This is a genomic window from Parviterribacter kavangonensis, from assembly GCF_056863335.1.
Genome location: NZ_JBXPJA010000001.1, coordinates 860,759 through 875,452, shown reverse-complemented (window position 1 = coordinate 875,452; position 14,694 = coordinate 860,759). Strand labels below are relative to the sequence as shown.

Here is a 14,694-nt window from a genome sequence, read left to right as displayed (position 1 = left end):
CTATGTCGCCAAGGGGCGGGTGGCTCGTGCCTCGAGTGGCGAGGAGACGCGTTGGGCTCGGGCCAGAAGCGCGACTGCGCCGGCGAAGCACAGGAGCCCTATCGGTCCGATCGGCGGCGGGTGCGACACCACCATGAACGACAGCGCGAACAAGATCGCGGCGAGAAGCGGCGCGCCGACCTGGCGGTATGCGACGGCGGCCGCCACAACGGCTACGACCCAAGCGAGCGATCCCGCCATGGCCACGACGCCCGGGTCGCCAACGATCACGTTGTCGCCCAAGCTCTGGATGCTGTCCGCCACGGCCGGCCGCTGGCGCGCGGGCACCTCGTTGCCGTGCTGCACGAGCGCCCCGATGGCGAGCCCGATCACGCTCTCCCAGGCGGCGTAGAAGAGCACGAACGGACCGATCGCGAGCCGGCTGATCCTCGCGGCCTTTCCCGGCAAATCCCGAACCAGGAGGTAGAGAGCCAAGCCCATCAACCCGATGAAGACGAGCGTCCCTGCGTGGACGATCTGGTAGGCGACAACGTCCTCGCGCAGGTCGGCGTAGACGTGGTTGGGGTCGACGTCCGGGTGGAACCACAGCAAGACGGCCCAAGCCAGCGGCACCCCGATCGTGAGGGTGAGCAGTGGCCGCGTGAACCTGACGGGCGAGTCCATGAAGGACCTCCTTGGCCCGGGGTCTCCACTCTACGCCCGTGGTGGGGTCAGGTCCACATCAGCGCTTCTGGTCTTCAACGATCCGCCGCGAGGGTGCCGGCCTTCGCCCAGTTCTCGTCGCCGACCTCGTGGATGAAGACCTGGACGTGCTCCCTCGGGACCTTGTACGCGTCGACGAATGCGTCGGTGATCCCGGCGACCAGACGTCGCTTCGCCTCCAGATCGCGCGGTGACTGCTGCACAGTGACGATCGGCACGGCTGCCTCCTTCGGTGGACTTCCGTGGATCGTGCCTCACCTGCGCCTTGTGGTGTACTCGGCTCCATGCCGCTTCTCGATCCGTCGGAGTGCGTGCTGGTCGTCATCGACGCGCAGCCGGGCTTCTACGACGACGGCGCGTTCTCGGAGTCCGACCGGGCTGCGGCCTCGTCCGCGCTGGCTCGGGCGCGCTGGCTGGTGACCCTCGCTGCGCGCCTGGACGTCCCGGTCGTGGTGACCGAGGAGGACGCGGCGAACAACGGTGCGACGGACGCGGGCATCCTCGAGCGCCTCTCCCCCGGCACCCCGGTGCTCGACAAGTCGACCTTCGGGTTGGGTGGGACGCCCACGATCGACGAGGCCATTCGGCGGACCGGTCGCCAGGTCGCGGTGCTCGTCGGCTTCGAGACCGACATCTGCATCGCCCAGTCGGCCGTGGGACTGCTCGACGCGGGCCTGCGCGTGCTGGTGATCGAGGACGCGACCTTCTCTCCCGGGGAGATGCACGCGCGCGGCCTCGCACGCGCGGCGCGTGATGGTGCGGAGCTCGACCACGCCAAGGGCATCGGGTACGAGTGGGTGCGCACCGTCGAGGCGTCGCGGCGGATCATCGACGCCGACCCGCAGCTCAACCCCGCGCCGTTCCGCCTGTAGGACCGGTCGGCGACCTCGCGGTTCGTCAGTCCCTCGGCGACGAGCGTGGCGATCCTCCGCTCCGCGGGCGTGAGTGACGCCCACCCGCCGGGCGGCCGTCCCCCGCGAGCAGCGCGTCCATCTGGCCGATCGCCTCCTGCATGCCCTCGGCGGCGCCCATGTCGAGCAGCTGCTGCATCTCCTCCTTGGAGGCGTTGACCGAGGTGAGCTCCATGCGCGTGCGCCCGTCCTCCTCGGTGAGGCGCATGTGCATCTGCCCGGTGGGCATGTCGGGATCGACGTTGCCGTCGGCGTCCGCGAAGGAGTCCTCGACGTCCAGCGACCGCGGCGGGTCGACCGCGACGACGCGCCAGACGCCGTAGAAGCGCTCACCCTCGGCGCTGGTCATGAAGTAGGTGACGGTGCCGCCGGGCTCGAGCTCGTGGCGCTCGAAGGTCGCAGGGGCCATCGGCGGCCCCCACCAGCGCTCGAGCTTGCGCGGGTCGGCCCACAGCTCCCACACGCGTTCCAGCGGCGCATCGAACTCGGCGGTGATGGTCAGGGTGCAGGCGTCGAGGTCCTTGTCGACGTTGATGACGGTCACTTCGGGTTCCCTTCTTCGGAGAGGACTTCGGACATGCGGGCCACGCGGCCGCGCCACAGGTCTTCGAGCTCGTCGAGCGCGCGCCGTGCCCCGGCCACCGCGGCGGCGTCGGTGCGCACGAGCGTCTCGCGCCCCCGGCGTTCCTTGACCACCAGGCCGGAGCGCTCGAGCACGGCCACATGCTTCTGCACCGCGGCGAAGCTCATCGGATAGGCCTCGGCGAGCCGCGACACCGACGGGGCATCGATCGCGCAGCGCCGCAGGATGTCGCGCCGCGTCGGATCGGCGAGTCCGCTGAAGAGCTGGTCGACATTACCTACAACCACTTGGTTGTAGGTTAGCGCACACGCGCGGGGCCGCCGTGGCAACGTCCCGGCGGCGTTGAAGACGTTCCCGCGGGAACGTTCAACCGCACAAATCCGTCCGGCGCAAGTGCGAACATACGTTCGCACACGAGGAGGAGCTCATGGACGACAACCAGTGCTCGCTGGAGGCGCTCGGCGACCAGGTCACCGAGCTCGCAGCGCACCTGAACGCGGCGACTGCGCGGTGGCTGCGGCTCATCCGGGAGTTCGACGCGCGCGAGGGTTGGGCGAGGTGGGAGTGCCGGTCGTGCGCTCACTGGATCTCGTGGCGGTGCTCGATCGCCACCGGCGCGGCGCGCGAGCACGTTCGTGTGGCGCGGCGCCTGGCCGACCTGCCGTTGGTGAGCGCGGCGTTCGAGAGCGGTGAGCTGAGCTACTCGAAGGTGCGGGCGCTCACGCGTCTGGAGGAGGTTGAGCGTGAGCAGGAGCTGCTCGAGCTGGCCCGGTCCTGCACCGCCGCGCAGCTCGAGCGGATCGTCCGCGGGTACCGGTCGGTAGTGGCCGTCGAGGCCGGCCGCTCACACGACGCGCGCTTCCTCCGCGTCACTTACGACGACGACGGATCGGTTCTGCTGCACGGCCGGCTCGCTCCGGACGAGGGCGCCCTCGTCGTCCAGGCACTCGGAGCGGCGCGTGACGCGCTCTACGCACAGCGGGCCGCCGACGCGTCAGATGCCACCACCGATGCCGACCCGGCGGTCGACGGTCCGGAAGCCCGCCGCGAGGTTCACAGCGCCGACGCGCTGGTCGCACTCGCCGACAGCGTGCTCGAGCACGGCCTCGGCGGACACCGAACCGGCGGCGATCGCTATCAAGTCGTCGTCAGCATCGACGCGACCGCCCGGACCGCCCAGCTGGAGAACGGCACCCCGTTGGCGGTCGAGACCACCAAGCGGATCTGCTGCGACGCGTCGTTCGTCCCGGTCGTCGAGCACGAAGGGCAAGCGCTGTCGATCGGGCGCAAGTCGCGGATCATCCCGCCGGCGCTGCGCCGAGCCCTTCGACGGCGCGACGGCGGCTGCCAGTTCCCGGGCTGCGACCAGCATCGCTGGGTCGACGCGCACCACATCGTCCACTGGGCGAACGGTGGCGAGACGAAGCTCTCCAACCTCGTGCACCTCTGCCGCCGGCATCACCGGTTGCTTCACGAGGGCGACTACACAGTCCGCCGCAAGGGCACCCGCTTCGTCTTCCGGCGCCCCGACGGAACGACCATCGACGCGCTCCCGCGCGAGCGTCGCGGTAGCCCCGGATGCCTCATCGACGCCAACCACCGCAACGGACACCGGATGGCACCGACCACGACCGTGCCGCAGTGGTACGGCGACCGCCTCGATGCCGGCGCCGCCGTCGATGCGCTGCTCACGTTCGCGCCCATTCGGCCTCCGGGGGCGACGCCGGCGCAGCCGCAGGTCGCCTGACGCCGGACGTTCCGCGGAGACGTTCTCGTGCTGCGCCACGGCGGGTCGCCGATCGAAAGCCCGCGCACTCGGGGATCGGCGCGGCGGGAGGACCCTCGCCTTGCTCGATCGCAGTGACGACGCCTCGTCCGCTCCGCGCAAAGGATCAGTCAATTGACTGGTCGGCTTGCGCTCTTGCTTCTCGCGCGAACCGGAAGTGCAGCCTGCCCCTCGGCCCCGCTTCCACCTCTCGTCCGAAGCGCTAGCGCGGGGCTAGGCTTCGCCCGAACTCAGCTCGCCGATTCGGCGGAGCAGCACATCGGCCAGCTCGGCCGCCGGGACCGTTGCCGTCAGGACCAGGTCGGCGGAGCGGCGCAGCAGTGGCTCGACCTCGTCGAGATCCGCGAGAACCCGGGCAAGCTCCGCGTCATCGCGACCGTACGAGTTGGTGGTGCGCGTGCGTAGCCGCTCGACCAGCACGCCTCGCGGAGCCGTCAACAGAACTCGGTAGTCGAACGGAAGCTCGGCCTGCTCCTCGGAGCAGCCTGCGAAGAACAGCAGCCGGTCAGGCGCCCGCGCCAGAAGGTCGGCGACCAGATCGGCGCGCCAGCCCCACCGCCCGTCGGCTCGCGGCTCTGCGAAGCCGTCGTCGGCATCATGTGCGGCGTAGCCACGCTCTCTGAGCTCGTCGACCAACGTCGACTTGCCAGCTCCGCTCATGCCCGTCAGCAGCACGCGCACGACCTCAGCCTACGTGCGAAGCGCTCGCCGGCGCCGGCGCCGGCGCGCGGCGCCAGCGTCTTCCATGCCGGTCCAGCAGCGGCAGGAGACTCGCTTAGCGCGAATAGCGGCAGCGGACGAGCGGCCGCTCTTCGTCCGTTGCGACAGTGGGCGAGCGCTGCGAGGGGCGCTGCCGCTCGTGCCTCATCGCGACAGCGACGCCGCGCGAGCTTCCTCAGCTCGCTCGCCAAGAATCGGCAGCAAGCGCTTCGCGCATCGCATGCCGGCCGCTGCCGCAGATCGTCCAAGGGACAGTGCTCGGGAATACTGCTCAGCGCCGCGCCCGGTGCGGAGCGCGGCGCCGCCAGCTCGCGCCGGTCGGAATCGTGAACGTGAAGACGCTTTCGCCACCGGAGGTGGGCTCGGCCCAGATCTGTCCTCGTCATCCTCGACCATCCGGCGGCTGGTGCGAGGCCGATGTGAGGGGTGAATGGTGGCGCGATTGTCAGCGCAGACCGCTTACCCCCGTAGGCCGGCGTGCGGATTGCAGCCGATCGTGACCAGTATTCCCTCGGGTGGCGCGCCCGGCGGATGGATGAAGAGCGTCAGGCTGCTAGCGCCCTTTTGTGTCAGGACCGTGCCGAAGAACGGGTCATCTGCACGATGTCCGTAGTTCTGCACTGTGCCTGGCGTCGCGGCTCCATCGTCCAACCCTGAGAACGCGCACGCCGAGCTCGCGTTCAACGTCCCGCCCGGCGTTCCGTCGCCGTTCGGACCTCCCTTGCCACTCCCGGTGATCTCACCGGCGAACACGGCACTCGGCCACGCGCCCGCAACGGCGGCTGTGCACGCCGCAACGGCAAAAAGACGTGCCTTGCCCATCGCTACCTCCCTTGACGGTTGACGCCGCGATGGCGCACGGTCCCAATGACCGCCGTCATATCCGAGCCCTTTCGAACATCCGAACTTCTTCTCGGCGTCTTCCAACTGGACTTGGGGCGGCCCAGACCCGCGAGGGTTCTTGGTGCCGCACGGCGAGCCTAACCGGGCCCGTCGCGGCGCGCAATCACCGGAGCGGCGAAGGGCGCGACCTGCTGCTTGCCGCCGCTCCTTTCCTCTGGCAGCGCGAGCAACGCGCATGTCGCCCCCGCTTGGACTTTCCGTGCTCGGGAGCAGTGAGGACGACGACCGCTCGTCGTCCAAAGCGGGAGCGAGCGCGAGGGTCCCGACTTGCTTAGTTCGTGGCGGCGGTCGGCACGTGGGTGCGGAGGAAGGCGAGCTGATCGGCGACGACTCGTTCGAACTGCTCGCCCATGTAGATGTCGAAGTGCCCGACTGGGTAGCGGCGTATCTCTCCGCGGGGTGCCTTGGCCGCGTGGCGCAACGTCGCCTTGGCTGGGGCAACGCTGTCGGCGTCGCAGACGCAGAAGAGGATCGGGCACTGAATTTGACCGGCCTTGCGGCCCGGGGCGTCGAAGGCGATCTCCAAGGCGATGCGGGCTGGGACCTCGTTGCGGTACTCAGCTTCCGTCAGTCCGGAGGCTTCGAGGAGCGCGATGACCGTGTCCACTGCCTCGGCGTCGTTCATCAGCCCGAGCTCGCCGGGGCGCGCTGCGACCTTGACTCGGACCGGTCCGCGGCCGGCCAGATGCGCGAGCCGGTCCTTGGCGCCGGCGAGCATCAGCCTGGCCGACTCCCGGGGCGCGATCTGCAGGACGGAGGCCAGGCCGTCCGTGAACGGGCACTGTGCGATCGCCGCGACGACCTCGCGGTCGACCGCGGCGGTGGCGATCGCGTGCCCGCCGCCGAAGGAGGTCCCCCACAGGACCACCCGCGAGGAGTCGACCTCGGGCAGGGAGCGCACGAAGCGGAGGGCTGCCTGCCAGTCGCCGCGCTGTCGGGCGATGCTCAACAGCTCGCGCGGCTGTCCCTCGCTGTCGCCGAAGTAGCGGTAGTCGAAGATCAAGCAGGCATAGCCCGCGGCTTGGAAACGCTCAGCGAAGGCCGATAGCCGCAGCACCTTGATCGCGCCGAGACCGTGGGCCATCACGATGACCGGCGGCGGGCCGGCGTCAGCGGCTTCGGGCAGGTAGAGCCACGCATGGCACCGGTCAGAGCCAGAGGCGAAGTGCAGCTCGCGGCGAGCGGCCAGGTCGACGGTCATGGAGCACATCATCGAGCAACGCCGCAGTGGCCTGCGCCGACCAAGCTTCGGGGGCGATGCCTCGGTGGCGCGCCCCGCGCCCGCTTGCGCTTTCCATGCAAAGCGACAGCGATGCGGCCCGGCTCCCGGCGCTAGACGTCGGAGACGTCCAGAGCGGTGAGGCCGAAGAACCGCGCCTTGTTCTGGAAATTGCGGTCGCGGGTTACCAGCACGACGCGGGACCTCATGTGAGTTGCTGCCGTGGTCAAAGCGGTGGCGAGGATTCGGTCGTCGAAGTGCTCCGCATCGAGATTCGGATACAGCGACATGTCCGGAGCGAAAGCGAGCTCGCGCAGGGTCCGTCCCTCGCTGACCTTCACACCACGCAGCGTGTCGCCTCTGCGTCCATACTCCTTGAGGCGCCGGATCACCTTCTCTGCCTTCGGACGCACGTGAACGTTGCCGTCGACCTTCTTCGCGTCAAGCTCGGCAACCACGGCTTGGGCGATCAGAAAGCACACCGGTTGGTCGCCTAGGACCCAATCCTCGATCGCGGGGTCCTGCAGGAGAGCATTCGTGTCAGGCACCAGAAAGAGGTCGTCCGGCTCGTCAGCTGGGGCCAGCGTGTCGATGATCGCCAGCTGCCGATTAAGTGAGGCGTCTAGGCCTTCGACGAGCGCCGCGGCTGTACCAGCCCTCGGCCCCGCGCTTGAGCCACTGCGGTCGTAGATGGTGCGCAGCAACTCTGCGTCGTCGTCAAAGTCCGTCAGGTACTCGGGCGCGGAGACCCCGATCACATGTCTGGCCGCCGCGAACCACGCGTTACTGGCGGCGCGGGCGGCTGCCAGCAATGGCGCGTCCGTGGGCTCCAGAGGCAGCCACGAATACGGGTTTTTGGGGACGTAGAAGACCCCGCTGTGCGGATCGTTTCTGAAGGTCCTGATCGCCGACTTGCTGGCAAGTTCACCGAGCGCCGACCGCGCCTCCCCGGCGAGTTGCAGGAGAACGTCTCGGTGGGAAACGACACGATCCAGTTCCGGAGCGGGGACGGTCGGACGCGTGCGCTGCGCGGGGGCGGTCGGCTGCGTCGTGAGTCGGTCACGCACGTCAAAGGCTTCGCTTGTGAAGGCGAAGTAGGTCCCAGCGCTGCCTTGGCGCAGCTTCCTGATCAGTCCTGCGCTGCGCAGTTCCTCGAACTGTGCGGTCGGCCGTCGGCCGGGGAACGAACGGTTCGTGCGCCCGTAGAGCCAGTACCGAGCCCCCGAGCGGCCGGGTTGACCAACGCGCAGCTCCGGCAGGTGCTCGTCGGCTCGATCCAATCCCTCGAGAAGCTCTATGAGCAGACCCTGAGTAGCCGGCAAAAGATCAGACACCGCCCGCTCAGCGTAGGTCTCGCTCCGGCGGTCGCTAACCCGGCCAGCTTCCGCTTTGCATGGAGGCAGCAGTCTTCCCGCCCTCGTGGCGACCGCGTGTCCTGCCCACCTTGACGATCGCGGTCGTCGGACGACTCGACGTGCGAGGGTGCGGCCCTTGCGAGCTGGCGGACGGAGACCAGGTCCGCCGGACGCGCCCGACTTCCTCATTCCGACGGTTCAGTTGTTCGGGCATCGGAACGAACGACATCGGGCCGCGTCGTCGACGCGGCCCGATGGGACGGCAGTCGGCGGCCGAGCAGCCGCCGCTAACGGCTACCGCTCGTCGGCGTCGTACGGGTCACGGCTGCCGGACTTGGCGAGACCGCGGGACACCATGTAGCCAACGGTGAGGATCGTGGCGTAGAGCCAGACCTGCTTGGCGCCGTAGCCGCCGGCGTCGGACGAGTCGACGACCGCGCCGGCGATCAGGATGCCGGCGAGAACAGCGACGTACGAGAAGAACTCGGTCGTCTTGAACGCGGCCTTCGTCTCGGTGCTCAGGCGACGGTTGGTGCGCGGCGCGATGCTGCTGCCGTGATCGCGGTCGGTCGCGCCGACGCGCGGGGAAGCGGAAGTGCTCATGTGGTCCTCCAGGGACTGATTCAGGACGGGCGACAGAGGTGCTTCGTCGCCCAGGGGGGCCGCGAGGAGGGAATGCCACACCGGCTCCTGGCGTTGTCTGGTCTTACCGCGCAGACGCAAGAAGCAAACATCTGTTCGGGACACGGTGCCGTCAGCCGCTGACCCGCTGAACCCGGTTTGGGGCGTCATGCCGTCAGTAGCGCCGAACCCTTCACGCGCGGTGCTCGCTCACTGTCGCTTTGGACGAGGAGCAGCAGCATCGGCGCCCCGGCTACTGCTTCCGCGTGACAGCGACAGCCGGGTGTCGATGTGAATTGTCGTCGATGACCGCGCTGCGCCGCGCGAATCTCGGCGCCGCACTGCGGCCTGCTAGGGCAAGGCAAGGCGAGGACGGGCGGACGAGCCGTCAGTTGGGGCGGAGGCGATTGCGGCAGCACGAGACCGCCGGGCCATCGGGCTGGCAAGGACGTGCGGAACCGCGTCAGCGGAGCTGGTGCATGGGCTAGCGTCCGCGCCCGCCATGAACGCCCGTCGCCTGCTCGCACTGATCTCGCTCGCCACGCTCGTGCTCGCAGGGTCCGCGGGCGCGCATGTGCCGCGTCAGGCGATCACTCAACCGAACGACCTGCTCGCGCTCGGCCAGGGATTCGGCGACCGGCCCGACGCCGCGCAGATCGTCAAGGCGGACGGGCCGCCCGTCGCCCCCACCCCGCGTGCGGAGTGCGGTCCCGGTTCGAAGCCCGAGCCGGACATCCAGGGCGGGGTGCCCGCCGGCTCGGCCGACGCCGGCCTCTGGTGCAACCTCGCGCAGATCGCGCACCAGGGCGACTCGGGCGGGTTCAAGACGTTCCGCTACATCGACGCGAAGGGGCACGAGTGCGCGTACTACGACACCGCGCTCCTGTTCCCGGCCAACGCGTTCAACCTGAACAGCAGCAGCGTCGGCGTGGCGGTGCTCGACATGACCGACTCCGCCAAGCCGGTGCAGACCGCGACGCTGACCGAGCCGGCGATGCTGACGCCGCACGAGTCGTTCGCGCTCAACCGGAAGCGCGGGCTGCTCGCGGCGGTCAGCGGGAACCCGGCGACGTACCCGGGCTGGGTCTCGATCTACGACGCGCACAACGACTGCCGCAAGCCCGAGCTGCAGTTCAGCGGGCCGATCGCGCGGCTCGGCCACGAGAGCGGCTTCTCCGAGGACGGCAAGACGTTCTACGCGACCGGCACCGCCTACCGCTCGATCACCGCCATCGACGTCACCGATCCGAAGAACCCGTACGTCGTCTGGCAGGGCGACGAGCAGACGCACGGCATGACGCTCAGCCCCGACGGCAACCGCGCGTACCTCGCCAACCCGGACACGCAGTTCGGCGACATGATCGTGCTCGACACGAGCGAGATCCAGGCCCGCAAGCCCAACCCGCACGCGCGCGAGATCAGTCGTACGACGTGGGATCGGGTGTCGATCCCGCAGAACGCGATGCCGTTCACCTCGCGCGGCGTGCCGTACGTGCTCGAGTTCGACGAGTACAACGCGGGGACGCTCGACCCGAGCGGCGACCCCAACCAGGTCGGCGCGGGACGGATCTTCGACATGTCCGACGAGCGGCGGCCGCGGATCGTGTCCCACCTGCGCCTGCAGATCAACGAGCCCGCCGAGCACGCGAAGTACGCCGGCGACCCGGGAGCCCAGGGCGAGAACGGCGGCGCGCAGGGCTACGCCGCGCACTACTGCAACCTCTCCTCGCCGGTCGACCCCACGCTGGTGGCCTGCTCGTTCATCGCGTCGGGGCTGCGCCTGTTCGACATCAGCGACCCCGCCAAGCCGCGCGAGGTCGGCTACTACGTCCCGCCGGTCAAGGCGAAGCCGGAGAACCAGAACCAGGCGAGCGCGTACGCGATGAGCCAGCCGGCGTTCGTGCCCGAGCGGCGCGAGGTGTGGTTCACCGACGGCACGAGCGGCTTCTACGCCCTGCGCGTCGCCGACTCGATCTGGAAGGGATCCGCGAGCGAGGGAGCGGCGACCTGCAGCGGCCGCCGCCGGTTCGCCGCGCATGTGTTCGCGCCGCGCGGGAAGCGCATCCGCAAGGCGTCCGCGACGCTCGCCGGCAAGCGCATCGAGGTCTCGCGTCGCGGGCGCAAGGTCACCGTGCCCGTCGACCTGCGCGGCTTCAAGCGCTCGACGGTCCGGCTCGTCATCCGCGTGCAGCTGCGCAACGGCCGGACGATCACCTCGCGCCGCACGTACCACCCGTGCACGCGCCGCACGAGCTGAACGTCGACCGGCGCCTACGCCGCGTGCTCGCGACGCGGCAGCTTCCAGTTCGGCCGCGGGAAGTGGCAGTTGTAGCCGTTGGGATAGCGCTGCAGGTAGTCCTGGTGCTCGGGCTCGGCCTCCCAAAACGGGCCGGCGGCGCTGATCGCGGTGACGACCTTGCCGGGCCAGAGGCCCGATGCGTCGACGTCGGCGATCGTGGCCTCCGCGACCTCCCGCTGCTCGTCGCTCATGGCGAAGATCTCCGAGCGGTAGTCCGAGCCGATGTCGTTGCCCTGGCGGTCCCGGGTCGTCGGATCGTGGATCTGGAAGAAGAGCTCGAGGATGTCCCGGTACGAGATCCGCGCGGGATCGAACACGATCTCGACGGCCTCGGCGTGACCGGGATGGTTGCGGTAGGTCGGGTTGTCGTTCCGACCGCCCGTGTAACCGACGCGGGTGCGAAGGACCCCGTCACGGTGGCGCAGCAGCTCCTGCACTCCCCAGAAGCAGCCCCCGGCGAGGATGGCGGTCTCGGTGTCGCTCGACATGGTCAGAGGACCACCCACGCGATGAACGCTCCGGTGCAGAGCAGCTCGGCCACGACCCACAGGGCCAGGGTGAAGCGGGTCGTCGCGTCGCCGTCGTGGTCGCGGGACTGGGCTTGGGATCGCATGTCGTCTCCTTCGACGAGCTCGTGCCTCACGCGGGTTGCGCAGGACCAAGCCTGGTCATCTTCTCCGCCCGTCGCACCGGTGAGCCCCCCGGTCCGCTCCCCGGGGTGCGTGGGCTTCAGACCCGCGCGACCTGCGGGTCCGAGCCGGCCAGCACGCTCGCCAGCTCGTGGCGCGAGCGGATCCCGAGCTTGTTGAACACGTTCCGGAGATGCCACTCGACCGTGCGGGGGCTGAGGAACAGCTGCGCACCGATCGCCGGATTCGACATCCCGTCGCGCGCAAGTCCGGCGATCTGCTGCTCCTGCGGAGTGAGGTCGTCGCGCGTCTCGACGCTGCGCTTCCGCACCTTCTCGCCCGTTGCCAGGAGCTCCCGCCGGGCGCGCTCGGCGAACGCATCCATCCCGATCGCCATGAGCATGCCCCGAGCCGTCCGCAGCTGCTCACGCGCTTCGACCCGCCGCCCGTCCCGGCGCAGCCATTCGCCGAACAAGAGATGCGCCCGGGCCAGCTCGGGGCGGAGCTGCGTGCGCCCGAGCCGGTCGATCGCCTCCAGATGGGCGTCGGCGGCGCAGGCGCCCGCAGCGACGAGCGCGCGACAGCGGGCTTCGATGCCCGCCGCGAAGTCGTTGCCGCAGTGCTCGGTCATCTCCGCCAGCCGGCGATGCGCATCGCGTGCCAGCTCGGCATCGCCCGCGCGCGCGGCGGCCTCGACGAGCTCGGGCAGCGCCCAGATGCCAGGCACCGACGGGGCCGCCGCGCCCACGGCGGCTTGCCGCGCGGCCGTCGCCGCCTGCTCGTAGCGGGCCAGGCCGTTGAACAGCACCGCCTTCCCCCACTGCGCGTGGACCGTCGCGATCGCTTGCGCCGCACCACCGGCTTGCTCGCCGAGGCGGGCGATGAGCCCCGAGCACTCGGCTTCGCTGCCCCGGAGCGCGGCCAGCCGCAGGGCGATGTAGGGCGGCACGTGACGTCCGGCGGCCGCCGCGACACCGTCCGACTCCGCGCCGATCGAGGCGGCGCGCTCGAAGTCGCCGGTCCACGCCGCGGCCATGCCCCATTGCCGCAGGTTGAGCGAGAGCTCGGCGAGCGCTCCCGCGTCGCGCATGAGCCCTGCCTGCCGCGCCGACAGCTCGTGCATGCCCTCGATGTCCCAGATCAGGCCGCTGGCCTCAGGGGCCATCCACCCCCACCGCAGGCAGTCGTCCAGCGGGAGGTCGGCCGGCGCCGCGGTTGCACGCCGCACGAGCGGCGCGCCGGCGGCGTATCCGTCCGACGACAGCCGGGCGAGCCCGTCGAGCAGCCCGTCGACGGAACGCGGAGCGCCCTGTGGCCGGGGCAGCTGCCGCATGGCGCGGCAGACGTCCGGCCTGACGCTCGCTCCCCCTCCCTGCCCGGGAACGCTCGAAGCGCTCCAGGCGGTCACGTACGCCTCGCGCGCGAGCTCCAAGTCGAAGCGCTCGAGCCGCCGCCCGGCATCGAGCAGGAGTCGCGGAGCGTCACCGCCGGACCCGGAGGCAAGTTGAGCGCGGCCGCGCAGCAGGTCCGCGCGGGCGCGCTGGAGCTCGGCGAGCGGTCCGGTCTCGGCCGCGGCCACGAACCGGAGGGCCGTGTCGTCCGCCCCCACACGCAGGCTCGCCTCTGCGGCGGCCAGCGCGCGATCGCCGCGCCGCGTGGGGTCCACGGTGAGCGCGACCGCGCGCTCGAGGAACGCCGCCGCCGCCGCGAAGCCGCCGCGTGCAGCCGCGCGATCGGCCGAACGCTCGAGCTCGGCGGCGATCTCCTCGTCGGGCGTGGACGCCCCTCGCGCGCGGTGCCAGGCGCGCCTGTCCGGGTCCTCCCGAGCGTCCGTCGCGGAGGCCAGCGCGTGGTGCACGCGGTGCCGGTCCGCGGCGGTGCCCGAGCGGTACGCAGCGCCCCGGACGAGCGGATCCGCGAAGACGACGCGCGCACCGATCTTGATGAGCCCGGCCTCCACGGCAGGCTCGGCGGCGGCGATGTCGAGGCCGAGCGCCTTCGCGGCGCGGTGGAGCAGCATGGGGTCGCCCAGCGGCTCCGCGGCCGCCGCGAGCACGAGAAGCTGCGTCTCGGGTGGAAGCGCGTCGAGGCCCGGGAGGCAGGTCTGCTCGTGCTGCCCAGCCGATGGCTGGGCACGCGGCGGGCCGAACCCGCCCGCGAGGTCGGCGGCGTTCCAGCTGCGCGGCAGGTGGAGGAGCGCCCGTGGGTTGCCGTGGCTCTCCGCGATGACCTGATCGCAGACGGCGGGGTCGAGCGGTCCCTGCACGTTGGCGAGCAGCAGGAGGCGTGCGTCGCCGTCGTCCAGCCGCTCGACGGTCATCTCGGACAGCCCGGCGAGGAAGTCGTGCCCGGCGCCCACGCGGCCCGCGCACACCATCAGGACACGCTCGGCCCGCAGCCGGCGTGCGACGAAGCCGATGATCTGGGCGGATTCCTCGTCGAGCCACTGCGCGTCGTCGATCACGCAGACCAGCGGCCGCTCCTTCCCCGCCTCCGAGAGCAGGCCGAGCACTGCGAGGCCGACGACGAGCCGATCGCACCCGACGTCGGTGTCGATGCCGAACGCCGCCTCGAGTGCATCGCGCTGGGGAACGGGCAGGCGCTCGCGGAGCTCGAGGATGCGGGCGCAGAGCTGATGCAGCGCCCCGTTCGCGAGGCCCATCTCGGACTTGACGCCGGCCGCCCGCAGAACGCGGCACCCGGACGCGCCTCCCACGAGGTGCTCCAGCAACGCCGACTTGCCGATCCCCGCCTCGCCTCGCAGGACCAACGCGTCGCTCCGCCCCGCCCTAACGGCCGCGAGCATGCGATCGAGCGCTTGGCGTTCCCGCCGCCTCCCAAGCAGCGAAGCACGCCCGCCGCGTTCCTCCCCATCTCGCATCTCGGCTGCCACCCGAAGCTTTCGTTCGTTCTCGCCGGGATCCGTTCCGCGCGATCCCGGATCGACGATGGCGCGTGCGGCCGAG

The 14,694-nt window shown here is 70.5% G+C and carries 14 protein-coding genes; 3 read left to right on the top strand and 11 right to left on the bottom strand.

The genetic code is table 11. The features are described 5' to 3' along the window. Positions 1-663 carry a hypothetical protein gene (locus AC1UE4_RS04400; RefSeq protein WP_482916004.1) on the bottom strand — a complete coding sequence of 221 codons (663 nt, stop codon included), beginning with the start codon at positions 661-663 and terminating at the stop codon, positions 1-3. A 74-nt stretch (positions 664-737) separates the two neighbouring features. Then, positions 738-920, bottom strand: coding sequence for a tautomerase family protein (locus AC1UE4_RS04395; RefSeq protein ID WP_482916003.1), 183 nt, complete (start codon positions 918-920; stop codon positions 738-740). Between the two features lie 66 nt (positions 921-986). On the opposite strand from AC1UE4_RS04395, the gene AC1UE4_RS04390 reads away from it, so the two are divergent. Beyond that, positions 987-1,574 (top strand): isochorismatase family protein, encoded by a 588-nt coding sequence (locus tag AC1UE4_RS04390; protein WP_482916002.1) that lies wholly within the window; start codon positions 987-989, stop codon positions 1,572-1,574. A gap of 25 nt (positions 1,575-1,599) precedes the next feature. Here the strand turns inward: AC1UE4_RS04390 and AC1UE4_RS04385 are convergent, their stop codons facing one another. Then, positions 1,600-2,157 (bottom strand): SRPBCC family protein, encoded by a 558-nt coding sequence (locus AC1UE4_RS04385; protein WP_482916001.1) that lies wholly within the window; start codon positions 2,155-2,157, stop codon positions 1,600-1,602. Further along, a complete protein-coding gene (locus tag AC1UE4_RS04380; protein ID WP_482918197.1) occupies positions 2,154-2,483 on the bottom strand; it encodes an ArsR/SmtB family transcription factor in 330 nt (109 codons plus the stop codon). Before AC1UE4_RS04380 ends, AC1UE4_RS04385 begins: the two co-directional genes overlap by 4 nt. A gap of 140 nt (positions 2,484-2,623) precedes the next feature. Here AC1UE4_RS04380 and AC1UE4_RS04375 point away from each other — a divergent pair, with 140 nt between their 5' ends. Then, the gene (locus AC1UE4_RS04375; protein WP_482916000.1) at positions 2,624-3,943 is read left to right on the top strand and encodes an HNH endonuclease signature motif containing protein; all 1,320 of its coding nucleotides are present in this window, start codon (positions 2,624-2,626) and stop codon (positions 3,941-3,943) included. 252 nt (positions 3,944-4,195) lie between these two features. On the opposite strand, the gene AC1UE4_RS04370 is transcribed toward AC1UE4_RS04375, so the two are convergent. From AC1UE4_RS04370 to AC1UE4_RS04355, 4 genes are all read right to left on the bottom strand, one after another. Beyond that, positions 4,196-4,663 (bottom strand): AAA family ATPase, encoded by a 468-nt coding sequence (locus AC1UE4_RS04370; protein ID WP_482915999.1) that lies wholly within the window; start codon positions 4,661-4,663, stop codon positions 4,196-4,198. 1,213 nt (positions 4,664-5,876) lie between these two features. Continuing rightward, positions 5,877-6,794 carry an alpha/beta hydrolase gene (locus AC1UE4_RS04365; protein ID WP_482918196.1) on the bottom strand — a complete coding sequence of 306 codons (918 nt, stop codon included), beginning with the start codon at positions 6,792-6,794 and terminating at the stop codon, positions 5,877-5,879. Positions 6,795-6,937: 143 nt separating this feature from the next. Further along, positions 6,938-8,158, bottom strand: a complete 1,221-nt coding sequence (locus AC1UE4_RS04360; protein WP_482915998.1) for a PIN domain-containing protein — start codon at positions 8,156-8,158, stop codon at positions 6,938-6,940. Positions 8,159-8,473: 315 nt separating this feature from the next. Then, the gene (locus AC1UE4_RS04355) at positions 8,474-8,782 is read right to left on the bottom strand and encodes a hypothetical protein (protein ID WP_482915997.1); all 309 of its coding nucleotides are present in this window, start codon (positions 8,780-8,782) and stop codon (positions 8,474-8,476) included. 520 nt (positions 8,783-9,302) lie between these two features. Here AC1UE4_RS04355 and AC1UE4_RS04350 point away from each other — a divergent pair. Beyond that, positions 9,303-11,057 (top strand): LVIVD repeat-containing protein, encoded by a 1,755-nt coding sequence (locus tag AC1UE4_RS04350; protein WP_482915996.1) that lies wholly within the window; start codon positions 9,303-9,305, stop codon positions 11,055-11,057. A 14-nt stretch (positions 11,058-11,071) separates the two neighbouring features. Here the strand turns inward: AC1UE4_RS04350 and msrA are convergent, their stop codons facing one another. The 3 genes from msrA to AC1UE4_RS04335 all read right to left on the bottom strand — a co-directional run bounded on the left by msrA (position 11,072) and on the right by AC1UE4_RS04335 (position 14,609). Further along, positions 11,072-11,587, bottom strand: coding sequence for a peptide-methionine (S)-S-oxide reductase MsrA (gene msrA / locus AC1UE4_RS04345; RefSeq protein WP_482915995.1), 516 nt, complete (start codon positions 11,585-11,587; stop codon positions 11,072-11,074). Positions 11,588-11,589: 2 nt separating this feature from the next. Next, a complete protein-coding gene (locus AC1UE4_RS04340; RefSeq protein ID WP_482915994.1) occupies positions 11,590-11,712 on the bottom strand; it encodes a hypothetical protein in 123 nt (40 codons plus the stop codon). A 116-nt stretch (positions 11,713-11,828) separates the two neighbouring features. Further along, positions 11,829-14,609, bottom strand: coding sequence for a helix-turn-helix transcriptional regulator (locus AC1UE4_RS04335; protein WP_482915993.1), 2,781 nt, complete (start codon positions 14,607-14,609; stop codon positions 11,829-11,831). Positions 14,610-14,694: the final 85 nt, after the last annotated feature.